Annotated in this window: 19 protein-coding genes and 2 pseudogenes; 10 read left to right on the top strand and 11 right to left on the bottom strand. The window is 64.4% G+C overall.

Features of this window, described 5'->3' with window-relative positions; translation table 11 throughout:
- The first annotated feature begins 93 nt into the window (after positions 1–93).
- The gene (locus ACFVJ3_RS31705) at positions 94–834 is read left to right on the top strand and encodes an SDR family NAD(P)-dependent oxidoreductase (protein ID WP_378455838.1); all 741 of its coding nucleotides are present in this window, start codon (positions 94–96) and stop codon (positions 832–834) included.
- A 148-nt stretch (positions 835–982) separates the two neighbouring features.
- Here the strand turns inward: ACFVJ3_RS31705 and ACFVJ3_RS31700 are convergent, their stop codons facing one another.
- The gene (locus ACFVJ3_RS31700; protein WP_378455837.1) at positions 983–1954 is read right to left on the bottom strand and encodes an IS481 family transposase; all 972 of its coding nucleotides are present in this window, start codon (positions 1952–1954) and stop codon (positions 983–985) included.
- 1133 nt (positions 1955–3087) lie between these two features.
- On the opposite strand from ACFVJ3_RS31700, the gene ACFVJ3_RS31695 reads away from it, so the two are divergent.
- Both ACFVJ3_RS31695 and ACFVJ3_RS31690 read left to right on the top strand, forming a co-directional pair.
- Entirely contained in the window at positions 3088–4440 is a 1353-nt protein-coding gene (locus ACFVJ3_RS31695; RefSeq protein WP_378455836.1) for a phenylacetate--CoA ligase family protein, read from the top strand.
- A gap of 11 nt (positions 4441–4451) precedes the next feature.
- Positions 4452–5129, top strand: a complete 678-nt coding sequence (locus ACFVJ3_RS31690) for a hypothetical protein (RefSeq protein WP_378455876.1) — start codon at positions 4452–4454, stop codon at positions 5127–5129.
- A 417-nt stretch (positions 5130–5546) separates the two neighbouring features.
- Here the strand turns inward: ACFVJ3_RS31690 and ACFVJ3_RS31685 are convergent.
- Positions 5547–5669 (bottom strand): annotated as a pseudogene (locus ACFVJ3_RS31685) (hypothetical protein); the annotation flags it as partial.
- 222 nt (positions 5670–5891) lie between these two features.
- Between ACFVJ3_RS31685 and ACFVJ3_RS31680 the strand changes: the two are divergent.
- The 3 genes and pseudogenes from ACFVJ3_RS31680 (at position 5892) to ACFVJ3_RS31670 (ending at position 9099) form a co-directional block, all read left to right on the top strand.
- Positions 5892–6206 carry a hypothetical protein gene (locus ACFVJ3_RS31680; RefSeq protein WP_378455835.1) on the top strand — a complete coding sequence of 105 codons (315 nt, stop codon included), beginning with the start codon at positions 5892–5894 and terminating at the stop codon, positions 6204–6206.
- A gap of 319 nt (positions 6207–6525) precedes the next feature.
- Positions 6526–7194: a transposase gene (locus ACFVJ3_RS31675; protein WP_378455834.1), complete on the top strand. Its 669-nt coding sequence runs from the start codon at positions 6526–6528 to the stop codon at positions 7192–7194.
- 473 nt (positions 7195–7667) lie between these two features.
- Positions 7668–9099, top strand: a pseudogene (locus tag ACFVJ3_RS31670) (IS1380 family transposase).
- A 301-nt stretch (positions 9100–9400) separates the two neighbouring features.
- Here the strand turns inward: ACFVJ3_RS31670 and ACFVJ3_RS31665 are convergent.
- The 5 genes from ACFVJ3_RS31665 to ACFVJ3_RS31645 all read right to left on the bottom strand — a co-directional run bounded on the left by ACFVJ3_RS31665 (position 9401) and on the right by ACFVJ3_RS31645 (position 16174).
- Positions 9401–11782: an AMP-binding protein gene (locus ACFVJ3_RS31665; RefSeq protein WP_378455833.1), complete on the bottom strand. Its 2382-nt coding sequence runs from the start codon at positions 11780–11782 to the stop codon at positions 9401–9403.
- Positions 11783–12262: 480 nt separating this feature from the next.
- Positions 12263–12598, bottom strand: a complete 336-nt coding sequence (locus ACFVJ3_RS31660; protein ID WP_378455832.1) for a hypothetical protein — start codon at positions 12596–12598, stop codon at positions 12263–12265.
- Between the two features lie 456 nt (positions 12599–13054).
- Entirely contained in the window at positions 13055–14371 is a 1317-nt protein-coding gene (locus tag ACFVJ3_RS31655; RefSeq protein WP_378455831.1) for an acyl-CoA dehydrogenase family protein, read from the bottom strand.
- A gap of 17 nt (positions 14372–14388) precedes the next feature.
- The gene (locus ACFVJ3_RS31650; RefSeq protein WP_378455830.1) at positions 14389–15144 is read right to left on the bottom strand and encodes an SDR family NAD(P)-dependent oxidoreductase; all 756 of its coding nucleotides are present in this window, start codon (positions 15142–15144) and stop codon (positions 14389–14391) included.
- Between the two features lies 1 nt (position 15145).
- Positions 15146–16174, bottom strand: a complete 1029-nt coding sequence (locus tag ACFVJ3_RS31645) for a phosphotransferase family protein (protein ID WP_378455829.1) — start codon at positions 16172–16174, stop codon at positions 15146–15148.
- Positions 16175–16402: 228 nt separating this feature from the next.
- Here ACFVJ3_RS31645 and ACFVJ3_RS31640 point away from each other — a divergent pair, with 228 nt between their 5' ends.
- Entirely contained in the window at positions 16403–17059 is a 657-nt protein-coding gene (locus ACFVJ3_RS31640) for a TetR family transcriptional regulator (protein ID WP_378455828.1), read from the top strand.
- Positions 17060–17137: 78 nt separating this feature from the next.
- Here ACFVJ3_RS31640 and ACFVJ3_RS31635 read toward each other — a convergent pair whose 3' ends face one another.
- Positions 17138–17746: a TetR/AcrR family transcriptional regulator gene (locus ACFVJ3_RS31635; protein WP_378455827.1), complete on the bottom strand. Its 609-nt coding sequence runs from the start codon at positions 17744–17746 to the stop codon at positions 17138–17140.
- Positions 17747–17779: 33 nt separating this feature from the next.
- Positions 17780–18808 (bottom strand): 2Fe-2S iron-sulfur cluster-binding protein, encoded by a 1029-nt coding sequence (locus ACFVJ3_RS31630; RefSeq protein ID WP_378455826.1) that lies wholly within the window; start codon positions 18806–18808, stop codon positions 17780–17782.
- A gap of 418 nt (positions 18809–19226) precedes the next feature.
- Here ACFVJ3_RS31630 and ACFVJ3_RS31625 point away from each other — a divergent pair, with 418 nt between their 5' ends.
- Entirely contained in the window at positions 19227–20162 is a 936-nt protein-coding gene (locus ACFVJ3_RS31625) for an alpha/beta fold hydrolase (protein WP_378455825.1), read from the top strand.
- A gap of 26 nt (positions 20163–20188) precedes the next feature.
- Here ACFVJ3_RS31625 and ACFVJ3_RS31620 read toward each other — a convergent pair whose 3' ends face one another.
- Both ACFVJ3_RS31620 and ACFVJ3_RS31615 read right to left on the bottom strand, forming a co-directional pair.
- Entirely contained in the window at positions 20189–20860 is a 672-nt protein-coding gene (locus tag ACFVJ3_RS31620; RefSeq protein WP_378455824.1) for a TetR/AcrR family transcriptional regulator, read from the bottom strand.
- Positions 20861–20909: 49 nt separating this feature from the next.
- A complete protein-coding gene (locus ACFVJ3_RS31615) occupies positions 20910–22055 on the bottom strand; it encodes a CaiB/BaiF CoA transferase family protein (protein WP_378455823.1) in 1146 nt (381 codons plus the stop codon).
- Between the two features lie 229 nt (positions 22056–22284).
- Here ACFVJ3_RS31615 and ACFVJ3_RS31610 point away from each other — a divergent pair, with 229 nt between their 5' ends.
- Together ACFVJ3_RS31610 and ACFVJ3_RS31605 are read left to right on the top strand one after the other, a co-directional pair.
- Complete coding sequence (locus ACFVJ3_RS31610) at positions 22285–23682, top strand: MFS transporter (RefSeq protein WP_378455822.1); 1398 nt, start codon at positions 22285–22287, stop codon at positions 23680–23682.
- A 42-nt stretch (positions 23683–23724) separates the two neighbouring features.
- Positions 23725–25371 (top strand): class I adenylate-forming enzyme family protein, encoded by a 1647-nt coding sequence (locus ACFVJ3_RS31605; RefSeq protein ID WP_378455821.1) that lies wholly within the window; start codon positions 23725–23727, stop codon positions 25369–25371.
- Positions 25372–25389 lie beyond the last annotated feature (18 nt).

Genomic DNA, 25389 nt, shown 5'->3' with positions numbered 1-25389 from the left:
TCGACAGACTGTCGAACCGCTTCGGCAGGTCATCGCCGTTAGGCGTCCACAACTATCAATCCAGACGCCACCTGAAAATGAAGGGAGCTCAACATGGGAGGCCGACTCGCAGGAAAGTCTGCGATCGTTACCGGTGCCGGTTCTGGTATCGGACGCGCCATCGCGTTGCGATTCGCGGCAGAAGGCGCTGAAGTTCTCGCGGCTGACATTAGCGATGGTGTCAAAGAAACCGCATCTCAGTCGGACGCGATCAGTCCCATCTTCTGCGATGTAAGCGACCAGGAACAGGTTCAGCGCCTGGAGGAGGCGGCCCGAGAGCGATTCGGGGGCCTCGACATCTTGGCGAACAACGCCGGCATCGGTGGCTTGAGCGGAGTGCCGCTTCACGAGTACCCGATCGAGGCATTCGATAGAGCACACGCTGTAAACGTCCGCGGTGCTTTCATGGTGCTTCAGTCCGGAATCCGCCTCATGCTCGATAGCGGCGGTGGAACGGTCGTAAACACCGCATCAACCGCCGGATTTCGAGCCACCCCGGGGTCCTCCGGATACGTCATCGCGAAGGGCGGTGTGGTGATGATGACGAGGCAAGCCGGGTACGAGTACGCAGACAAGGGAATCCGCGTGAACGCGATCGCCCCTGGGACCATCCAGACCCCCATACTCGACGGCATCTCAGACGAGCTTATGGAGGAGCTTCAATCCCGTTCACCGGAGAAGCGACTGGGTCGGCCGGAGGAAGTCGCCTCGCTGGCACTCTTTCTCGCATCGGATGAATCGACCCACATCATTGGGCAGTGCTATTTGATCGACGGCGGTCGTACCGCCGGCTAGATGCCCAACGTTTCGGAACGGTGTTTGTGCGGTGGAAGTGGGCTCACTAGACCGCTCGGGCCGCTGTTGTCAGCTGCATGCCTTCGACCGCCGCAGCATTCTGCTTCGGATCAGTCCGACACAGTTGAATACTCGCTTCGGGAGCGCCCTAGGTGTAATTCCTAGGGACGTTGTGAACGCGGACGCGGTCGATGGGTGACTGTCCGCCGATCCCGGCGTGGGGTCGGTGATGATTGTAGTGATGCAACCAGGCTTGGTAGGTCGCCGAGCGGGCCGCATCGCTGAGATAGGTGTCCGCGTACGCCCACTCGGCGGCGAGGGTCCGATTGAAGCGTTCGACCTTGCCGTTGGTCTGTGGCCGGTATGGCCTGGTTCGTTTGTGGGTGACCGCCGGCCCGAGTGCATCCGCGAAAACCCTTGAGCGGTAGCAGGAGCCATTGTCCGTCAACACCCGCGTCACCGTGATGTGGTGGGCTGCGAAGAACTCCCTCGCCCGTTCCCAGAACGCGGCGGCGGTCTCCTTCTTCTCGTCGCCGAGGATCTCCGAATACGCGAGCCGGGAATGATCGTCGACCGCGTGGTGTAGGTACGAGTAGCCCACTCCGGAGCGGTTGCGGCGCCCGGCGGCGCGGCCCAGTGTGCGGTGCCCGCCCCCGTCGGGGATCCGACCGAGTTTCTTGATGTCGACGTGGACGAGGTCACCAGGCCTTGTGTGCTCATATCGCACTGCCGGTGGGCGGCGGACCGGTAGTCCGGTGGCCCGGTCGAGGTGGGCGAGCCGAGGCATCCGGTAGCGGTGCAGGACCGCCTCGACGGTGGACCTGGCCAGGTGCAGGTGGTAGGCGATGCGGTGGGGTCCCCATCGGCGAGTGAACCGCAGGCCGATGATCCGTCGTTCGGTCCGCGGCGGGGTGCGGTGTGGGCAGGTGTGTGGGCGGGACGAATGATCCGCCATCGCGGCCTCACCGCCGGCCCGGTAGCGATCGGCCCACTTCTTCGCCGTCGCCGGGGAGCAGTGGAATCGTTCGGCGGCTCTGCGTAGTGGCCATCCGTCGTCGACGACGGTGCGGGCGAGGGCCGATCGACCTCGTCGGGACAGGTAAGCATTAGCGTGTGTCATGAGGACCTCTGGTGGTCGGTGCGTGTGTGGTAACCACACCGATACCGGAGGTCCTCGCCTACTTCACGCTGCCACGCCGTTCACAACCTCCCTGGGAACTACACCTAGGGCTCGCCAATGACCGGCAGCTGTGCCGCAAGCACAGTGAGGTCGGGTGGTGCGTTCCCATAACTAGCAGATCTATTCGTCTTATGGGTTGTCGCCAGCTCGGCGCATATACATGGTGGCGAATGCCAAGCCACGCTTCACGACAACTCGCCGCACACCAACAGCACCATCGCGGCGTTGCAGGACTTAGTACTACTTCTCCGGTGCGGATGTCCCCGGGCGAGCGCCGGTTGAGTCGGCAACGAACAACATCGTGCACGGTCGAGGACGGCATCGACACCATAACGCCGCCGAGAACCCCGGTCGCGACGAAAGCCCGTGCACGTCCGGTCCCACGCCCATACGCTGAGTGCACACCGGGCCTGCAACCTATGCCGGAAGGACCGAGCAGGGGACGTTCCCGGTCGGCAACTACAAACATGACATGGGTGAGTAGGGACCTGCCCGCTCCCCCGCTCAACGCGCTAACCCATACCGTCTGGCTAGTCATGAACTAGATCTGTTCTCAACGTCCTGCTGCCAGACACTCGACAGACGCTCACGCGACTCGCCGAAGCACATACCCCGGAGTTGGCTCACGTCACGGACGCGGAGGCTGTACCCAGATCCTCCAGTTGGGGATTATGGGCGCGCGATCGCTCCTCCGAGGCCGGCACCCGAGGGATCTGAACAGATTCTGATCGCCGTAGATGTTCAGAGTTCCGATAGGTCACCACGGACCGGCGGCCCGATTCGCAGTGGCCTGGCAACTGACTCTCACTGATCAGTTATGAAACTGACTCTGCCTGCCCAACAGTAGCTCTCGGGTCCACTACACGAGATCTCATTGGGGGCTACAAGACCCATGGGACCGGTTTCTAGCCCTTCGAACAACCTTCGACGGGGGGCCGCCCGAACGCGTTATCCGATAGATACTTAAGCTTATTGAATCGTTGCTTGCGTCACACTACGCTACGTTTGGGTCGCCGCTCCGCGTGCGTTGGACGAAGCGCGCGACCTTTAAGCACCCACGGACGGAGTTAATCTTGACAGCACAACCTAGCCCACTCATCGAAGGCAGGGTGAGCGCTCGGCGGCATGAAGGCGGCGCACTGCTGGAGCCAGCGGTAGAGCTGGCGTCGCGTGCTGCGATTGAATCGAACCAGGAACAGAAGATCCTGGAGTTGGTCCAGTATGCCTGGGATCGTTCAGCCTTCTACCGCGAGTTTTGGGGAGCTAGCGGCATCACGCCGGATGACATCAAATCCGTTCGCGACTTCGTCGAGAAGCTGCCCCTGATGACGAAAGACGACATTCGCGCGTTTCGCGCACGAACTGGTGATCCGTTCGGCGGGCTCCTGTGCGTCGATCCGTCTGAACTTACCTCTGTCATCACAACTTCGGGTACTACGGGCGAGCCTGAGCCGGTGGCGGAGATCTGGGACGAGATTCCACCCATCCCGGCTGCGTGCCTTCGTGACCAGTGGGAGTGGGGTTTGCGACCCAGCGATCGCATTATCGTCCCGGCCGGGACATTCAAGAACTACTGGGACACGCTCTACAACGCCATGGGTCTGGTTCCGATCTTTGTGGACACGTGGATCGGGAACGGTGAACGGGTCCTGAACGTGATCAAGCGTCACAACGTGGCGTACATGCTGCTGCCGATGCCTCTGATTCTCGAGTTCGAGGCTCTTGAGGATCGCTACGACCTACGGGAGATGCTCTCGTCGCTCAAGTACGTGTCCTTCTCCGGTCAGCCACTCGGCGCAGTACTCCGGCGGAAGATCACTGAGGACTGGGGTGTCGAGATCGCCACGTTCACGAGCGCCGGCGACTGCGGTCTGGCGTGGGAAGGCACGGATCAGGACGGGTTCTACCTCTGGGAGGACACGATTCTTCCTGAGGTGATCGACCCTGTGACTCATCATGAAGTCGGGGACGACGAAATTGGTGAACTGGTGACGACTGATTTCGACAATCGAGTCGCGCCATACATCAGATTTCGGTCAGGTGATCTCGTCCGCAGAACCAAGAAGGAATCGTCGCTCGGCCGGCACCAGGCTCGGATGTGGGTAATCGGGCGAATGGGCGACCAGACTATGATTGACGGACGAGCCGTTGTTGTCAGCGACATCTGGGCAGTCATCGAGACCCTGAGCGAAACCAGCGACGGGATGTTCCAGATCGTGCAGTATGCATCGAAGATGGATCGACTCAAGCTGCGCGTCGGTTATGCGCCGGAGCGAACCGCCGATATTGACGACCTGGGTGCGCGGGTTATATCCCTTCTCGAGCAGAGACTCCGGGTTGGAGTGGACGTCACTTTGATGACCGTCGACGAGATTCTCAAGTTCAGTTCAAGTGTGGCCAAGTTCCCGAGAGTGGTGAAGCAATGAGTCGGCGTTCAATGGTTGAGGCGATCCGCAAAATCCCCGCAGCCCCCATTTACGGCATAGTCGTTACTGACTTCAGCGGTGAGGCATACGAGTACGAGGTGGGCTGGGATGACGCTGAACGAGACTTCCAGTGGGCTCTGCGACTTCTAAGGCGCGCGGGCGTCACCTCCGATGACTACATCCTGTGCACAACGCCCAACCACGAACTCCCTTGGACCAGCCCGTTCATCCGCGCCTTTCGCGAGATCGGCGCGACGTACGTTCCAGCGGAGCAGCATAGTTGGGACTCCCGCCGTTTCCTTGCGATGCTCGACAGGCTTCCCATCACGGTCGTGTTCGGACTGTGGCCAGAGACCCTGACTGCGATCGCGGACAGTAGGCCCAACCTTCACGAGGTCTTCTCCGACACCCGGCTGATTTGGGCTAGACCCGAGGCCAATCGGCAGCTGTTAGCCGCGGGAGTTCAGTCTTTGCCGTTCGCACTGCTGGGTCCTGCTGTGGGGATCGGGTTACCCAACAACGATGGCTTGCAGGTCAACGGGAACGAGTGGGAGTTTTGCTCCCAGGACGGAGATCTGATCGTCTCCGCCACGACGCAGCGGAGGGCCAGCCTGGTGGATGTGCCGACAGGGGTCCGCGCTACGGTCACCGCGACCAAGGAAGGCGAAACCCTGGTTCAGCTGTCCTGACCTCGACTCCGGAACCGTGAGTGGGCGCGGCAGCACCCACGTCGGGTTCTCCGCCCACCGGCGCGGTGGATTGACGGACAGATCGATGACCGTTCGAGGCCGTTGCGACCGACGGTTCGACCTCGCTCGATGTCGTGGTGGAGGTCCCAGCGGTGGTTCCGGTGGTGGTGCGGCGCAATGCGTCCGCGGCGGCGATCGCCTCGGGTCCGGGTGGGATCCGTTCCTTCCGGCGGTGTGGGCGCCCGGCGTTGCCGACGGCCGCCATTGGCTACCTGCTCGAGCGCGTAGACATGACCGTGATCGCGGACGATCACCCCGGCGCCGTCCGGGGCCAGGCGGGGCGGTCGATGATGACGATGAACTGCGCCGTTGCCAGCTCCGTGGCACCGAGTACCGATTGCCGCGGTAGGACACCAGCGTCTGCCGCCATGCCGTCCGAGGTTCGGTTTGAATCGCCGGATACGGAGTGGCCGGCAGCGCGGTCAGTATTTCGGTGGCCGCCCAGGTCGCCACGAGGCCTTGCCCTCGGTGGCCCCGCATCCGGGTGTCGCCCGGCGCCGACAGAATTCGTCCACTCGTTGCTGGGCCTGTTCGATGGTGACGTCGTCGGACAGGGTGCGCCACCACCGCCCAGGCAGAAATATGGATTGGTCTTCTCGACCACCCCATTGCGGTTCCCAGCTTTGGGTGGGCAGATCGCCACCGAAACGCCGTAGTGCTTTCACGTTGCCGACGAAGCTCGCGGTTACCCGCCCGACTCGGATGGCAGACGGTGGCCATCCGGAGTCGGGCCGCCACATCCTCCTTACACCGCCGAGTGGCCGGCTGACCCGGCCGGGGCCGTCGACCAGATACGGCTGGGGCATCACCGGTGCCAGGGAGCCGACCAGACAGCCGGTACCCGAGCTCCTCGAGCTCGTCGACCAGGGTGCGGGCGCACAGGCGCGGATCCTCGGCCAGCCCGGTGACGTAGTCGACGAACGGTTCGAATGGGTCTTCACGGGGGGGTGTCCAGCCCTACTTGTGCAGTGCGTGCACTTCCACGCCTTCCTAATCGGATACCAGGGAACGCAGTGAACGTCGCGATGCACCCCGTTCCTCGAGTGCCCACACCGCAAGGTGACGCCCGACATCTCTTGACGTTCGACATCTGAGGGGAGACCGACGCGCCTGGCGGCTGGGCACGCCAACCAGTGATGGGATGCGGTTGCTCGAGTCCCCCCGCAGGATGCACCTCCCACCGACGTTCCCGAGCTTTGAGCTCTACGGCAGCATGAGGTCCTGCGACGCGGTGGAGTCACCGGCTAGTGAGATGACGGACCTTGAGTCCCGCGATTAGGGACTGCGTGACCCCACACCAGGCTCGTGCGCACATCACCGACAGAAGGGAGTACAAGTGCGACAGTACTGCGGAATCGACTGGGCCACCAATCATCACAACATCGCGATTGTCGACGCAGACGGACGCGTCACAGCGCGACGCCGTGTCGACAACGACGCGGCCGGCTTCACCCAACTGCTGGCCCTGCTCGCCGAGGCCGGAGACACCGCCACCGACACGATCCCAGTCGCCAGCGAAACCGATCGCGGGGTGTGGGTCGCGGCGCTGCACGCGACCGGCCGGAAGGTCTACCCGATCAACCCGCTGGCCGCCTCCCGGTACCGCACCCGGCACGCGGTGTCCGGCGCGAAAGCCGACGCAACCGATGCAGCCCTGCTCGCCAACATTCTGCGCACCGACATCGAGGCGCACCGACCACTACCCCGACGACAGCGAACTCGCCCAAGCAAATCGCCTACTCGCTCGCGCGCAACAAGACGCCGTCTGGCCGCGCCGTACAACTCGGCAATCAGATCCGCGACCTGCTCAATGATTACTACCCCGCCGCACTCGTTACGTTCGCCGACCTGCCCAGCGGCGGTTTGGCCCGGTGCGACGCGGCCGAACGGTCCTGTCCGCCGTACCCACCCCGACGCTCGCAGCGCGGCTCACGCGCGCCCAATGCGCCGCCTGCTCATCAAGGCCGGACGCAACGCTGCATCGACCGTGACGTCGACCGGCTGATCGACGTCTTTCGCAACGCCAGCCTGCACCAACCGCAGCCGGTCGAAACGGCGACGGGCACCCAGCTCACCGCCCTACTGATCCAGTTCGACGCCGCCTGCACCACGTCCGCCGACCTGGCCGAAGCCACCACCACACAGTTCGAACGGCATCCCGAAGCCGCGACCATCACCAGCTTTCCCGGACTCGGACAACTGACCGGTGCCCGCATACTCTCCGAAATCGGCGACGACCGCGCGATTCACCGATGCGCGTGACCGACAGGTCAGTCTCTGGTCTCGGATGCTAGAACCATCGCGTCGGCGACAGTTTGGCAGACAAATAGTTGATACACGCATCTGCCGGGGCTTTAACCTGGAAACACCGATTCGGATGAGCGCCTGAGAGTGTCATAAGGGCGAAATGCCCTGCCGTAGTGGAAGAATAAGACTTCTCTAGGGTCAGATTCAGCCACACAGAAGGACATCTCGCGGATGCAACTATCTCACACCCTGCCCGTCGCTGCCGCCAGGTTCGACGACCCGAATCTCGTGGCGACCGCCGGCCTGGTCCCGATGATGGCATTGGCCCAGGCCAGCGGCCTGCTCACCCTCGCCGATCAGCACCTGAGCGTGCCGACCGACAAAGGCGCCAACGCCGGCCGCAAGATCGGGTCCCTCGTCGGCGGGATGGTCGCCGGCGCCGACAGCATCGCCGACCTGGCGTTGCTTCGGCACGGGGCGATGGGCACGATCTTCGACCGCCCCTACGCCCCGTCGACGCTGGGATCGTTCCTCCGCGAGTTCACCTTCGGGCACGTCCGCCAGCTCGACGCCGTCGCCTCCCGATTCCTGCTCGGGCTCGCTGCTCGCACCCCGGTGGTGGCGGGGATCGACACCGGACGGGTGCTGGTCGATATCGACTTTTGCGGTCATCGAGGTCCACGGTCACGGCAAGCAGGGCTCCGGATACGGGTACTCCGGGGTCCGCGGGCTGAACGCGCTGCTCGCGACGGTCACCACCGACACCGCGGCGCCGGTGATCGTGGGGCAGCGGCTGCGCCGGGGTGCGTGCGGCTCCCCGCGGGGTGCCGCCCGGATCGTCGCCGACGCCCTGGCCACCGTCGACCGACTCCGCACGCACAGCACCGAATCAGCTGCCGAGTCCACACCGAAAGTGCTGGTGCGACTCGATTCTGCCTTCTACGGTCATCCCACCCTCGGTGCCGCGATCGCAGCCGGAGCCGATGTCTCGGTGACCGTGCGCCTGACCTCGACCATCAAGCGAGCGATCGAATCGATCGACGACGACGATGCCTGGACGCCGATCGAGTACACCGACGCGACCTACGACGAGGACACCGATACCTGGATCTCGCGTGCGGAGGTCGCCGAAATCGACTTCACCGCGTTCGCCTCCCAGCGCAAGGCGCACCGGATTCCGGGGCGGTTGGTGGTGCGGCGTATCCCCGACCTGCGGCCGAAGAAGGACCAGGACCAAGGCACGTTGTTCGATATCTGGCGGTTCCACGCGTTCTTCACCACCACCGACACCACGGATCTCGATACCGTCACCGCCGACAAGCTGCACCGTCAGCACGCGATCGTCGAGCAGGTGAACGCGGACCTGAAGAACTCCGCCCTGGCGCACCTGCCCTCGGGTCGGTTCACCGCGAACGCCGCCTGGCTCGTCTGCGCGGTGATGGCGTTCAACCTCACCCGCGCCGCCGGCACCTTCACCGACGACCCGAAGCTTGCCAGAGCGACCACCGGCACCATCCGGCGGACCGTGGTCTCGGTGCCCGCACGGATCGCCTCCTCCGCACGCCGGTTGACGCTGCACCTACCACAACGCTGGCCGTGGGAAACCGCGTGGAACACCCTGTTCGACTGCATGTTCGGCCGAAACCAGCCGATCATCGCCTAACGCCCGCGACAACTGCCCACCCTCGACGCGAAAGAGCCAGTGGAACAACCCGGCACGAGCGGTCGGACGATCAACCATGCCCGCACCCCACCCGCTGCCGCACAACCACATTCACACCGACCTCATCAGTTGATCGGTGCATCTGGGTTTAAGCAGGGAACGGCGCCACTACGGCGGTGTCGAATTCACGCCGCCTACCCGGGCGGGTTACTGACGTCTGGGCCGCGCACCACCACGGGTGGCCTACGCGGCGCCACGCTTTCACCTCGCGGCAGATAGTGTCCAAACCAGATTTCTCGAACTACTCCGAAGAGTCCGACGGGCCCACCTGCGGCAACGGGCGGTTGAGGCTCCCAGTCCAGCGCGGCGCACGCTTCTCGAGGAACGCGTCCACCCCTTCCGTCGCATCTGGTTCGAGCGCGAGGGCGACGAACAGGTCGGACTCTCGTGCGAACGACGGCCCATACGAGGTCTCCAGACTATCGAGCATGAGTCGCTTGGTGAGCCCGACGGCACGAGGTGCTGTGTGGTTCGCTATGTCCCTGGCCGTTTCCAGAGCCCTCTTGAGCACCTCGCCCCTGGGTACCGCGTGACTGCATACTCCCAGGCGTTCGGCCTCCGCGCCGGAAAAGCGTCTGCCCGTCAGGAGTAGATCTGAGGCGACTGCTAGGCCCGCGATCCGTGGAAGAGTCCAGTGGGAGCCCAGTTCCGGAATGACCCCGAGACGGGTCATCGGGATTGCCAGGCGCGCATCGATGGCGACGATGCGGATGTCGCACAGGAGGCTGAGCGTGACTCCCATACCGATCGCATCGCCGTTGATCGCTGCAATGACGGGCTTGTCGAGATCACGTGGTGTGAAAAGGTTCTGGAGTACATCTGACGGGTTCGTCGCCGTTTCAGAAGGGGGTCCTAATCCTGCCGCAAGGTCAGCGCCTACGGAGAACGAGTCGCCAGCCCCGGTGAGAACCACGACTCGAATTTCATCGTCGTGAGCACAGCGGCGGAGGGCATCACTGAAAGCTCGGACCATGGGAATGGTCCAGGCGTTGCGGTGCTTTTCGCGGTCCAGTGTCAGTGTGGCGACACGGTCGGTGACGTCTACTCGGATTCCGTCGAAGGTCCTGGGCCACTGGGTCAGCACGGTGCCGTCAGCGAGTTCAGGGGCGATGACTTGGTCCCTCAACTCATGCTTGCGTAGCTTCCCAGTTGGTGTCCGTGGCAGTTCGTCGACGATCCGAAACTCGCGGGGGACCTTGAACCCGGCCAACCGTTCCTTGGCGTAGGCACGAAGATCCTCGGCTAACCCCTCGACATCGTCCTTCGAGACCGGTTGAACGACCGCGACCAAACGTTCACCCATCTCCTGGTCGGGAAGGCCGATGACGCCGACATCGAGAATCCGCGGATGCAGGACGAGTGCGTCCTCGATCTCTTGTGGATAGATGTTCACACCACCGGAGATGATCAGATGCGGGCGACGATCGCTGAGAAACAGATAACCATCCTCATCCAGATATCCGAGGTCGCCTACCGTGACACCACCACTCGAGTCGCGACTGGCCGCAGTCTTCAACGGGTCTCCGTGGTACTCGAACTGCTCACAACCGGTGAACCAGATCGTGCCGACTTCACCCGCTGGGAGCGTATTGCCGTCCTCGTCCTTGATGTAGGGCGTTCCCATCACTGGGAGCCCGACGGACCCGGGCTTAAGCAGCCACTGTTCAGAAGTGATCGCGGTTGCACCCATGCCCTCCGTGCTGGAGTAGAACTCGTAGAGGATCGGGCCGAGCCACTCGATCATTCGGTGTTTCACCTCGACCGGGCACGGCGCTGCTCCGTGGATCACATGGCGCAGGCTGGAGTGGTCATAACCTGAGCGCACCGTTTCGGGCAGCTTGAGCATGCGGACAAACATGGTCGGCACCCATTGGCCATGGGTCACCTGGTGCTTCTCTAAGGTCCGGAGCGAGAGCTCTGGATCGAACTTGCGCAAAATTACTGCCGTGCCTCCGCTGCGATGGGTCGACATCGACCATGCCAGCGGCGCAGCGTGATAGAGCGGTGCGGGAGAAAGGTAGACGTCGCCAGGATTGAATCCGAGCGTTTCCCGCAGCCACCGGCCGGGCAGATCGGGATAGGTGCCCATCGGTCCACCTGGTAGCGGGCGTTTGATCCCCTTGGGTTGTCCGGTCGTGCCCGAGGAGTACAGCAGGAAGTCACCCTCGCACTCGTCATCGATCGGTGTCGTCGGGTAGCTAGTCAGTATGTCCGCATAGCACTCCCAGTCCTCGCAGCGGTCACCGATAACGATCCGGCGTGGCTGCAGGCTTGGGGCGGTGAGGACATTCTCAGCCAGGTCCACGAAGCGATCAGACACAAAAAGCACGTGCACACCGCTGTCGCCGACCAGGTAGGACACCTCTGGGGCGGTCAGATGGGTGTTGATCCCGACGTAGTAGAGCCCCGCACGCTGGGCTCCCCACGCGATCTCAAGGTACTCAGCCGAGTTCTCGGACATGATGCCAATGCGATCGCCCGGACGTAGACCTGCTTCGCGGAGGTAGTGCGCAATCTGGTTCGACCGTGCCTCCAGCTCGGCGAACGTCACCACGTGCAAGTCCGGTTCGACGATGATCGCTGCCCGGTTGCCGTCGAAACGGGTCAGGACTTCGGTGTCCACCAAGATTCCGCTCCTTCCTTGATATGGGTGCGGGGATCCGTGGCAGCCTGGTCTCGAAGCGGGCCGGCACCCGGGCCAGCCACTGCAGCAAGGGGTGCCGGAGCCCGCTGTGCTCCTAGTGCGGAGTGGGGTAAGGCATTTAACGGTCGAGTTGTCACCGACGAGCCGGTCACCTCTTGTGGTGCGTTGCGGAATCTTGTGCGCGCACTGTATGTGCCGACGGCCCATAGATGTGCTGCGGAGAAGCGGTCCATTTTCGAAGGTGGGCTAACTGGAGCCTCGCAGCACCTCGGAGTCGCTGGTTGCACTCGCTCATCTCTATGGAGAACGTAATTGCATTGTCGTCCGGGGCTGGCCCGCCAAGCGGATCCCAGAGGAGCGCAAAGTCGAGAATGTCATTGTCGATACGGTTGTGCCACACGTCTTCCTACCTGATTTTTCTTATTCTGATGCAAGTTCGCGGGACCTGTCGGATGTCAGCTATTTTGTTAGCCCATGAAAGAGATCGCCGACTGCTGAGGGAACGGAGGAGGAACCTTGCTTGTCGGTAGGGTACGCGCGCGCCAAACGGCTCATTTCGTCTTCGACACAGTTCGACTCAGGGATAGCCTGCCACAATCGCTCAATAAATCGGCGCCGCGTCATTCCGAACTGCACAAGAATTTCCTCCTCGGTCGCGCCCCCGTACGGCGCCCACCTGATGGCGAACTCGATGAGGCGCTCCGCTTCGATGTCACGGTGATTGCGTTTGCGGTTGGCCGCGAGCAAAGCGGCTCGACGCCTCTGACGCAATTGGCGATACTCACGAGAGTTCATGGGATTTCACCCCTCTGATCGTGACTGAAGAAGCCTGCTGACTCGTGGAGGTCCTGCCCTGGCGAGGGCTATGCCGGGGGACGCCTGTCGTTCTCACCGTGGCAGCCTAGGTACTCATCCCACGACGCACTAGATGCTCGGCAATCACGGCGAGGATCCCCAGTCTCGGCTCGCGCTAGTTGATGCGGAGAGTTTCCGGCACGGCCTTCTCGACGATGGACCGCCGCTTAGTTCGGCGCCTGGCATCCGATGCTACTCGCAAATCGTCATCTGCCGAACCCACGCCCACGCACATTGGGCGACATTGTCTGCGCGCGTCAATGCTGACATCGGAGGAGCCCTCGTAACTGAAAACACTCCAATGTTGTCGGGCCAACAGGCTTTCGGGCGGTGGCCCGACAACACTTACCCTTACTGGGTCCGGTGTCGACATGGGTGAATTGCTCTTCGAGAGCCTTACGCGTGTGCCTTGGCCTCGGTGGCAGCTTGCGCCGCGAGTGCTGTGGCGTGCTTGGCACGCGCGGCCTCGACCCGTGCAGGCAACCACTCGGTCGGGTAGTCGCCCGGCGCCGGCTCATGGTCCTGAAGAATCAGGCGAGCCGCTGTGATCGTGTGCACCTCGGTGGGGCCGTCCCAGATTCCGTACGCAGCTGCCAGAGCCCACAACTCACCGAACGGCATTTCGTTGGAGACCCCCAACGCACCGTGCAGGTGCATCGCACGCTCGACTACATCGCGCACCACACGGGCAGACAGCACCTTTGCGACGGCGATGTCGCGTCGGATGTCCTTGCTGTAGCCATGCCCCTGGTCGATCATCCATGCGGTCCGAAGGACGAACAGCCGGAACTGTTCGATTTGGGCGTAGCTTTCCATGATCGCCTGCTGCACCAGTTGGAAGTCCCCCAGTTGGGAGCCACGGCTGATCCGGCTCAGCACTCGCTCGCAGCCCATGTCGAAGGCGTAGCGTGCCTGGCCGACACCACGCATGGCGTGGTGGATGCGACCACCTGAGAGCCGGGTCTGTGCAATCTCGAAGCCCTGGCCGGGCTCACCGAGTAGACCCTCAGCGGGAACCCGGACGTTCGTGTAGCGAACCAGTGCGTGATCCATCGCGTCTTCGGCTTCACCCATGAACTGTGTGCGGCGAACCGTCTCGATTCCCGGGGTATCCCGCGGGACGAGGAACATCGACATGCGCTTGTAGGTCGATGCCTCGGGATCCGTCACGGCCAGCAGCACGAGGAAGGCGGCTTCCTCGGAGTTCGAGGTGAAGAACTTCTCGCCGTTGATTACCCAGCCGTCGCCATCTCGCTCTGCCCGGCAGCGGAATCCTGTGGGATCCGAACCGCCCTGGGGCTCGGTCATCGAGAAGGCGGAGAACAGCTCACCATCGAGGAGCGGCTGGAGGTACTGGTCCTTCTGCTCCTGGGTGCCGTAGTGCGCGATGACTTCAGCATTGCCGGTGTCCGGCCCCTGCACCCCGAAAATGGTCGGTGCCCACTGGTAGGGGGCGAGGATCTCGTTCATCAGGCTGAGCTTCACCTGACCAAAGCCCTGGCCGCCGAGCTCCGGGCCCAGGTGACAGGCCCACAGCCCACGCTTGCGGACCTCGTCCTTGAGCGGGTCGATGACCTCCTTGAGCCACTTTGGAGGCGTCCGATGGTGATCGTGCGGCCACAGCAGGTCGAGAGGGGCGACCTCCTCAACCACGAAACGCCGCATCCACTCCAGCTGCTCTTCGAACTCAGGTTCCGTGCTGAAATTCCACATACTTGCACTACTCCTTGTCAGGGGTTCTGTCGGTAGAGGCCGCCGTCGACCCGAATCAGGGTCCCGGTAACGAAGGCCGATGCCGGTGTGGCCAGCCAGAGGGCCGGTCCTACGAAGTCCTCCGGGGTGCCCATCCGAGCCAGGGGCATCCCCTCTACCGCGCGGGCGCGAAGCTCCTCGCTCCACCCGGCCGAAATGTCGGTGGCGACCGGCCCCGGTAGCAGGGCATTGACTCGGACTGTGGGCCCGTATGCACCCGAGAGACCGACGGTCAGCGCGTTGAGTCCGGCCTTCGCACAGGCATAGACCAGCTCGTCGGTTCCGGGCCGGAGCGTTCCAATAGTGCTGATATTGATGATCGAGCCACCGCCGCCTGCCTTCATTTGCTCGGCCAGCAGAACCGACAGCCGGAACGGACCCTTGAGGTTCACCCCGGCGACCTTGTCGTAGTAGGACTCGTCGATGGACAGAAGATCCGGATAGCGCGGGGTCATGCCCGCGTTGTTGACGAGCACGTCACATCGGCCGAACTCGCGGTCGATCGTCTCGGCGAGGTGGTCGGATTCCTCCCAATTCGCGGCTTGATAAGCGACCGGAAGTGTGCGGACCCCGAATTTGTCGGCGATCTGCTCAGCCGCGATTGCGCATGCGTCGAGCTTGCGACTGGCGATCACGACATCCGCGCCTGCGGCGGCGAACCCCTCGACGATCGCACGGCCGATCCCCCGGCTGCCGCCGGTGACAATCGCAACCTTTCCCGCCAACTCATTCATCTCAGATCCTTTCTTCGCGGGCGAACTCCGCAGCGGCAACCATGAGGCGCTCCACCAGCGGCGCCATGGTGTTGTCCTTGTCGGGAACCCCGTTCGCCGCCGCCCGGGCGACGCGACCCTCGAGGATGACCGCGAGCTTGAACAGCGCCAGGCACTGGTAGTACGGCAGAGCCGACAGATCTCGGCCGGAGCGCTCCGCGTACCGGGCCGCCAACTCGGCGCGAGTGGGGTAGTGATCGACACCGCCGGCCTGCAAAGTGAGGACCGGCTCCTCGCCGGGGTTTGTCCAGCGAGCCAGAAGGTGACCGATGTCGAGCAACGGGTCGCCGATGGTGCCCGTGTCCCAGTCGATGATCGCCGCCAGCCGGGCAGGCGGTTCCGGCGCGACCATGACGTTGAACGGACTGTAGTCGCCGTGCAGGATCGCGGCGGGACTCATCGTCGGCCGATTGTGCTCGAGCCAGTCCGTGACGAAGTCCAGTTCAGGCAGGTCTCGGGTCCGGTACCGATCCAGCTGCGCGAGCCAGCGTGACACCTGCCGCTCCAGAAATCCTTCCGGCTTTCCGAGCCCGTCGAGCCCGCGGGCTTGCCAGTCGACCGCGGCCAGCTCGACCAGACCGTCGACGTATCCCTCGGCGAGACCACGCCGCAAGCTCGGATCCGAATGGAACGGCTCGGCCAGCTCGTAGCCGGGCGTGAAGCCGTCGACCTTGTCCATGACCAGGAACGGGGCTCCGATGACTCCAGCATCCTCGCAGAGCAGCCGCGGCGTGGGGTGCGGCACCGGCGTGCCCTCCAGCGCCTGGAGGATTCGCCACTCCCGGACCATGTCGCCCGCGCTCTTGTCATTCAGCACCGCGGGCGGACGACGGAGAACAAAGACATCGCCGCCGCGCCGCAACTCGTACAGCGCATTGGCGATACCGGTCGCCGCGCCAATCCGCGTCGCACTGATGGGCTCGGACGCAACGCCCAGCGCATCGCCCGCCCAGGCGGACAGGGCCGCCAGATCGAGTTGGGGATCATCCATCACGACCGCGTCCTCAGTGGTTCCACTCGAAGCCGACACCGGACCTCCAGAAAGATTTCATTTGACAGTGACTGCCAGCCGCTGACAGTGACTGACACAAGTTGACAGAGGCTGACATTATTGTGTGTATGACATCGAGTCAAGTGATTCGCCGGTCCTCCCCACCGACGATCAATGACAGACTTGCGACTTGCCGCCAAGCAACCGCGAAGGGAAGTGACGAGGACAATGCAGCGCGATGACCTGACGTCCGATCTGCAGTCCGCCGCCGGCGATCGACCCGACGGCTCGCAGACCGATCAGTCAATGCCGCAAAACTTGCGCGCGCTCCGCCGACAGTGGGTACAGGATGACCTGGCCCGGATCGCCCTGCACCTCTTCCTCGACCGCGGTTACGACGCGGTGTCCGTCGAAGAGGTGGCCGCCGCCGCTGGGATGTCAGAGCGGTCGTTCTTTCGATACTTCCCGTCCAAAGAGGCAGTACTACGTCGATATCGCCACTCGCTCTCAGCGAGGTTTATGCGGTTGTTCGAGGCGCGGCCGAGCGACGAATCCCCACTCGTTGCCCTGCGCGGCGCCTACCTTGAGAGCTCGCACGTTCCCGAGAGCGAACGGCCCAAGGTTCACGCACTCGAACGGCTCCTGGCGACCACGACCGCCGTCTGGGCCAAGGACCTCGGCGAGACGATCACCGATACCTCGGTGGTCGCTGAGCTGGCCCGACGAATGGATGTCGCTGCCTCAGACCTGCGGCCAACCGTTCTGGCTGCGGCCGTGTCCGCCGCGGCCGCAACTGGGTGGAATTGCTGGGCGCGCTCCACCGGCGAGGATGACCCCAGCGCGATCGTGGCTGCCGCCATCGATCTGCTCGGTTTGACCGATTGAGCGCGCCCCGCGCGTGATGGCCCCGCCTCGGGCGGATCTGACCGCTGGACGCCTAACTCGCCCGGCGCGTAATCCGGCTCAGCGCTGCACCATCCGAAGCATCCGGTCGATCAGCGTTCGTCGCGCCTGCGGACCCGGCGGCCTGCGTTTCGGCGAGGCCATTGTCCGTATGTACACAATCCCGACCAGGCTGTCCGCTAAGAGTGCCTGATCGACGTCGGCCGCGAGTTCACCACGGTCGACCGCCGCCTGAAGGACCTCCGCGAACCGCCGCGCAGTGGGGTGCAGCAACCGCTCCTGGAAACGAGCCAGCAATCCGGGGTTCGAGCTCGCATCAGCCATCACCCGCATCTGCAGGTCCATTGTCTCGGTCCCCATCTGATCGGCGATAACGCCTAGCAGCACCAGCAGGTCCCCCCGGAGGGTGCCGGGCAAGTCCGGAATCTCCGGCAGGACGATCGCGTCGATCGCGTCGACGATCAGCGCCTCCGCCTCGGTCCAGCGCAACAGCAGACTCGATCGCGCCACGCCGGCCCGTTTTGCCACGCTGCGCATGCTGAAGCCGTCGACACCTCGGTCCGTCAACTCCGCGCGAGCCGCCCGCAGCAGTCGCTCCTCCAGCGAGGAATCACGCGGCCGTCCCACCCGAGGGTGCGCGGCGTCCCGCAGCCCCGCTTCGCCCGTCATTGCACCTCCGACTCGAGTCCCTCCAGCGCCGCGTCAGAATACAACCTTGACGGGTCTATCCCCGGCGCATACCAACTGGCAGGCCAGCACATCACCGTTCGCAACGTCCTCCGGCTCCAGCAGATTGTTACCGACCATCGTCACCTGCCCCGACGAACAGGTTGCCAGACAGGTTCCGCACTCGCCGTCGCGGCAGAGGTAGGGAACGTCGATACCCCGTGCCAGCAGGAAGTCGACCAGCGTGACGCCCTTCGGCCACTGCAGGTCGTGGGTCTCGCCGTCGACGCTCACTTCGAGCGGCACCGTCTCGCCACCCTCGATCTCCTCGACGACCGCCAGCTCCTCGAAGGGGTCGCCGCTGAGGGAGGTGAACACCTCCAAATGCAGAGCGGACCGGTCGCGTCCCGCCGCAGTCCAGGCCGCACGGACTGCCTCCATGAAGGGGCCCGGGCCACAGGTGTACGCCTCCCGATCCGGGAACGACTGGGCGATCCGGGCCAGCGCGTGCGACCGAGGAAGCCCCTGAACGGACTCCAGCCAGTGGTGCACCACGAGGCGTTCGGGAAACTCGGCCTCGAGCGCTCGTAACTCGGCGGCCGCAATAACCGACGACTCGTCCCTGTTCGCATAGAAGAGTTCGACGGCGCCGCCGCCCTCGCTGAGCACGGACTTCGCGATCGACAGGATCGGAGTGATGCCGCTGCCCGCCGCGAACAACAGCAGGTTTGCATCCAGCGAACTCGGGGTGAACACACCAGACGGAAGAAGCACGTCCAACTCGTCTCCGCTGGCTATGTTGTCGCACAACCAGTTCGACGCATAGCCGTCGGGCGTGCGCTTGACGATCACCCGGGCGGGCTCGCCACGGTGGGGCGAGCTGGCGAGCGAGTAGCACCTGGCAACCGAGCCCGTCCGCGCACTCGGCACCCGCAGCACCAGGAACTGACCGGGAAGATAGTCGAGGGCCTGACGACCTTCCTCGAACAGGATCGACACGGCCTCCGGCGTCTCGTGCACGACGTCTGCGACCCGCAACCGCTGGGACCTTGCTGTCACGCTCATGGCCATCTCCTAGTGGTTCTCCGTACCAGTCTCGGTCTCGGGGTAAAATGTACCAGAGTGGTCTAGTAATTCGAAGAGATATCGGCGACGAGTCACCGTTGCCACACAAGAGAATTGGCGAATCCGTGTCCGTAGACCCGGCGGCTCCGAACTCCACCCTTGCGCGCAGCATGCTCGGGCGAGCCGCCGGCCTGATGCCACTGGCCGCGCCGGTGACGACCGCGACGTCGTTGGCGCGCAGATGTTTCCCAACGCTCCTCCCGTCGAGCGCGGACAGCCGACCAGCCGGTCCGGTTCGCCGAGCACCACATCACGGAAGCGATTGGACCCAAATAGCTTTGATGTCCTATTATATATAGGTCCACAGTGGTACGGTAACTAGCGTGTCGTCCTTTACCGACCCTGCAGTGGGCGCCCCGTGACCATTAACCTCACCCCCTCGGGCCGCGTCGGCGACCCTCCACAACCGATTCGCATCGACACCGAGTACGGCACACTGTCCGGCATCTCCGCCGAGCCGGCGGGCTCATCCAACGGGCTGCTCGTCGCCCTGCACGGCGGCGGATCCGGTGCGGCGTACTTCGACTCGCCGGTGTGCCCGGAGTCCTCTCTCCTCGCGCTCGCCGCCGCTACCGGTTGGCGCGCGGTCTCGCTGGATCGCCCCGGGTATGGGGCATCGACCAGCCTCCAGACGCGCCGACTGGACCTTGCTGCGCAGGCCGGGCTGCTGCGAGACGTGGTAGCTCGGCTCGCCGCCGGCGCCCCCATGCTCCTCGTCGGTCACTCGTTGGGAGCCATCACCGCACTTCAACTCGCCCGTCAGATCGAGCGGGAACCCGGGGACATCCGACTGCTCGGCGTCGCCGTCGGCGGCGCGCCACTGGTGTACACCGCGGAGCAGCGCGCCCTGCATGCCACCGTCGACGCCAGCGGAATGACCATCCGGCGGCCACCGGGCGCCCTGCGCGACCCGGGTGACTGGCTCGGACCGGAGGGGAGTTATCCGCCGCAGCTGCGCGAGCAGCTCCATGAGGTCGTCTCCCGGGTGCCGTCCGGCGAGATGGCGGATGCGGCGAACGCGCCCGAATTGCTGGCGGAGCTACTCTCGGAAGCGCATGTTCCGGTGCAGTTCGCGGTGGCCGAACTGGAATCTACAATGGCATCCGCCGCAGCGGTTTTCACGCGGGCCGCAGAGATCCTACGGCGTCCCGGATCGGAGCTGTTCATGGTTCCGGGCTCGGGACACAATCTTTCCCTGGGGTTCCGCGCGCGCTCGTACCATTTGCGCGTGCTGTCCTTCGCGGAACAGCTGCTTGCCGGATCCACGAATGAGCGGTCGGTGCGAAAACGATGATTCTCGTGCCGACCGCTCGCCCTTCGTTACGCGTCGTCGACGGGCCTCGTCCGCCCGAGAATCCGCTCAAGTCGGTCCAGTTCGGATCGGACCGCCGTCGCTGCCCGTTGCGCCGAACCGAGCACCGCCGACGTCGCGGCCGACGGAGCGAGCAACCCGGCCACCGCGATCGAAGCGATCTGTTCGGCGACCTGCTCCGCGCTGAGTCGGCCGTCGGCGTCGAACCAGATTGCCAGCGAACGTGTCACCGAGGCCATCGTCTGCGCCGCCACGCCGGGATCGACGTCTCGGAAGACCCCGGTCTCGATTCCGACTACGATGACGCCGCGCAGCGAGGCGAAGAACGACCGGTTGAAGTCTCGCACGATCGTCTGGGCGGCCTCCGGAAGCACTGGCCAGATGGTGTCGACCATCCGCGTCGTCTGTGGGTGCTCTATCGCGAAGGATGCGAGGCTCCGGACCAGGTCGTGCAGCCGCACCTCGGGCGAGCTGTCAGGAATGGTCTCGGCCATGATCTTCGCCGCCCGCTCGGCGTGCTCGGCGACAATCTCACTTACCAAGGCGTCGCGGCTCGGAAAGTAGCGGTACAGGGCGGATCTGCTGATCCCCATCCTGTCCGCGACGTCCTGCAGCCCGGTCGCGTCGGACCCGCGGGTGGCGAACACCTCCGCGGCGACCCGCCGGACCTCGGCCCTCATCAGCTCCGTGCGCGCTGACGAACGGCCGAGGTCTCGGGGCTCGGCGGGCTCAGCCGAGCCAGTCACGGCGGACCGCATCTGCGTGCACATTGAAGTCCGGCGGGGGGGTCAGGCTGTCGCCGGCCCGTGTTCCGGTGTGATGCCATCGGATCGCGGTGGCCACGGTGGGCCACTCCCCCTCCGGACCGGACATGATCTCGCGGGCGGCGAAGTGGTCGCTTGCCATGAAGCCCTGGACATCGAGCACTGGTCCGCCCGGCACGTCCCAGGTTCGGAAGCGCTCCATCCAGGTCGCCGCGTCCTCCTTTGCGAACACGGTCTCGAGCTCTGCTTCGAGGGCCGTATCCGCGTCGCCGTATTCGAGTTCGCCGCCCTCGTGGTGGGACACCAGGTCTTCCCGGTCGATGCCCGCACAGAAACGCTTCCAGAACTTATGCTCGAGCGCGCCGATGAGGATCGGCACTCCGTCCGAGGACAGGTAGGTGGTGTAGAGCGCTTGCCGCGGAGTGTCCCGATAGGAGAATGCCTTGCCGGTGCGGTGCGTCATCGCGATCTCGGTGCGATGGGTCTCGACCAGGGCATCCCAGCAGGATACGTCGACCCAGGCACCCTCGCCACCGGCCCGGACGGACGCGATCGCCGCACACGTACCGGCCACCGCCGACAGTGCACCGAGCTCGTTGCCCCAAGAGGTGAAGGCCCAGCCGCGGTGCGGCCTGCCGTCCTCCCAGACGAGGTTGATCCCGTCCGCGAGGGCGTCGACATTGAGGCCGTGTGCGGGCAGGCCCGCCCAGGGGCCGGTTTGCCCGAACCCGGAGATCGAGCAGATCACCAACTCCGGTCGCTCCTTCCGGAGCTCGGCGAAGTCGACTCCCGCCTCCAGCCAGAAACCGGCGAGCTGGTTCTCGACGACGACATCCGCTGCCCGCACCAGGGCGATGAGGGTCTCCCGGTCCGTCTGGTCCCGGACGTCCAGCGCGATCGACCGCTTACCCCAGTTCTGGCTCATGTGCTGGGGGCTGCCGCCGTCGGGAGCGAACGGGGGGATTTTGCGGATGCGGTCGCCGGCGGGCGGCTGCTCAACCTTCACCACATCGGCGCCGAGGGCAGCGAGCTTTCCGGAGGTCAATGCCGCAGGAATGAGAATCCCCAGATCGAGGACCTTGATGCCTGCCAGTGGTTGGTATTCAGTCATGGTGACAACCATGTTGCACTTGCGACATAGCTGTCAAGTCAGTAGCGTAGATCACATCGCTTGGAGTGATGTGACTAGATCCGGTTCGTGGATTCGACCGAATCCACCCGGCCTCCGCCACTTCGAGTCGATGCAGACACCGCTCGAGGACGCGCGTTTTGTCACGAGAACGTGCGCCCTTTTTGGCAACCCCTGCACTCTTCGGTTACCTCACCCACTGGAGCGATCAATGTCGAGTACCCCCACCAGCGAGACCGTTCCAGCCTCGCTGGATGCAGCCTCCATTGCCGCACGCCTGTCCCGGCTCCCCGCCAAGGGCATTGCGCTGCGCATCATGGTCGCTACCGCGGCCGCCTACTTCTTCGACCTCTATGACCAGTCGGCCTTCGGAATCGTGGCCCCAGCGATGCGAGCCGCGGAGGGCTTCTCGCTCAACAACATCGCGACCCTGGTCTCCGTGACCTTCACCGGCATGCTGATCGGCGCGCTGATCGGTGGCCGAGTGGCCGACCGGCACGGCCGGCTGCCCATCCTGCGAGTGGGCCTCGTCCTGGCGTCTCTGGGCTCGCTCGCCCACGTCTTCGCCAGCGGCCTGATCGCCTTCGGCGTCCTCCGCCTGGTGACCGCGATCGGTATGGGCATCATCTTCGTCGTGGCGATGACCTACCTGGTTGAGGTCTCGCCCGTCCACCGCCGCGGCTCACGTGTCGCCCTGACCGCCTTCTTCGGCGGTATCGGCGGCGCCGCGGTGGCGATCCTGGGCCGGACCATCATTCCGCTGGACCCCCACGCCTGGCGTTGGCTGTTCGCCATCGGTGGCCTTGGCCTGCTCGCCCTCGGCCTGCTGTTCCGCCTCCCCGAGTCGCCGCTGTGGTTGCTCTCCCGAGGCCGTCCTGAGGATGCCGAGCGAGAGCTTCAACGGCTCGAGCGCGGTGTCGAGCAGGCCGTCGGCACCGCCCTCCCCCCAGCGGTGGTCAAGCACAGTTTGGCCGAGGTCGCCGCGGAGGAGGAATCGGTCCAGGGCAGTGGCTGGCGCGCAGCCTTCCGTGGAAAGTTGCTCCGGCCAACCATCATCCTGATGGCGATCTGGATCGTGTATTCGACTGTTACCCAAGTGTTCTCGGTCTGGCTGGCGACCATCCTGCAAATGCGGGGATTCGACAGCGAGACGCTACTCACCATCACCATGGTCGCCATCGTCGGTGCCCCGGTGGGCATGCTCCTCGCCTTCGCGTTCGCCGACCGGCTGCCTCGTAAGGCCCAGTTCTTCGGCGTCGCAGTGGTCGCGGGCATCGTTGGCCTGCTCTTCGGCATCGTGCCGGCGGCCGGAGTCATCGCGGTGATGGCCTTCGTCCACTTCGTGTTGATCGCCTGGTTCTCGCCAGTGTTGAATGCTGCAATGATGGACGAGTACCCCTCGGCACTACGCTCGACCGGTGCCGGCGTGGCGTATTCCTCCGGCCGACTGTGGAGCATCGTCTTCCCCTTCACCGTCGCGGCCGCGCTCCACGCATACGGCGCTGGCATCATCGGCTGGGTCCTGTTGGCCGCGTGGGTAATCATCGCGTTCCTCGGCCTCGGACTGCGCGGCAGCATCAGCTCCCGATCGGCTGAGCCACGTTCCTAACCTCCCACCTTCAAGATCCTTCCCTGCGAGAGGCTCGCCCCCATGCACCTTGTCAACCTCACCGACCCAGACGAGCGGGTAGTCACCACCGTCCTGCGCCGACAAGCGGAGGCCGTACCGGACCAGATCTTCCTGGCCGGAGAACACGGCACCCACAGTTACAGCGAGGTGTGGGAACGATCCCGGCGTTACGCAGGAGCGCTGTCCGACCTCGGGGTCGGTCGGGGTGACACAGTCGCCATGTTCATGGACAACTCGCCCGAGATGGCGATCACCGCCTTCGGAGCCAACCAGGCCGGCGCGATCTGGTCGCCGGTCAGCACCGAATACCGCGGCGAGTGGCTGCAAGAGCTGTTGCAGGACATCCGATCCCGCGTTCTGGTCGTCGACGCCCACCTGCTGCCCACGATCACGAGCCTGGCCGCGACGAATTTCGATCATCTGGTCGTGAACGGCGATCTTCCGGCCGACCTCGACACCCGACTCTCGGGTGTCACCGTGCACCGGCTGGTCGATTTCGCTGAGCATGCCGGGATCGCGACCACCCCGGACTGGTCCTACGGTGACACCAACTCGATCCTGTGGACCTCCGGGACCACGGGCCGCTCCAAGGGCGTCGAGCAGCCGCACAACGCCTGGATCGCCCATGCCCTGCACCACAATGACATTCGTGGCGGCGTGCGCGAAGGCGAGAATTTCTACGGTTGCGTCCCGATGTACAACTCCAGCGGCTGGTCGATGAACGTCTACGCGGCGCTGGTCACCGGAGCGAAGGCGGGCATCGACAAGCGCTTCTCGGTGCGCGACTACTGGAATCGCATCAAGTTCTACGACGCGCACCACACCATGATGCTGGGCACGATGCATGTGTTCCTGTCCCAGCAGGAGCCGAGTGCGATGGAACGCGATAACACCCTCCGCAGCCTGGTGATGAATCCGCCGGTGCCGGATCTGATCGAGGTGGCGAAGAAACGCTGGGGTATCGAGACCGTCTTCTCCGGCTACGGGCAGAGCGAGGTCCTGGGCGCGGTCATGTACCGGGACGACTGGGGCCTGAAGTCCGGTGCCTGCGGCGCCCCGAAGCCGGACGATCTGGTCGAGACGGCGCTCCTCGATGCACACGATCGGGAGGTCGATATCGACGAGGTCGGTGAGTTCTGCATCCGGCCGCGCCAGCCTTTCACCATCTTCAACGGCTACTTCCGCGCACCCGACAAGACCGCCGAGGCCTTTCGCAATCTGTGGTACCACACCGGCGACCTGGGGCGAAAGGACGCGGACGGCGAGATGTTCTTCGTCGACCGCAAGAAGGACTCGCTACGGTTCAAGGGCCGGAACCTGTCCTCCTTCGAGGTCGAGCACATTGCGCGAGGCTTCCCCGGTGTCCTGGACACCGCCGCGGTGGGTGTCCGGCCCACCGACATCGAGTACGCATCCCAACTGCACGAGTACGAGTTGCTGCTCTACGTGCTCCCGGAGCCCGGGACGACGATCGACCCGCTCGCACTGTGCCGCTACATCGACGAACACGCTCCGTACTTCTTCGTCCCACGCTACGTCCACCAGGTCGAGGAGTTGCCGATGACGCCGACCAGCAAGGTGCAGAAATACAAGCTCCGGGAAAAGGGACTTCCCGAGAACGCGTGGGACAGGCTCGTCGAAGCACCGGACTGGCGCCCGACGCGATAGATCCGTGATCGCGGTGGT

This window comes from Rhodococcus sp. NPDC127593 (assembly GCF_042671975.1).
GTDB lineage: Bacteria > Actinomycetota > Actinomycetes > Mycobacteriales > Mycobacteriaceae > Rhodococcus_F.
Note: the sequence above shows the minus strand (reverse complement) of the source record. Positions and strands in the feature narration are given on the sequence as shown.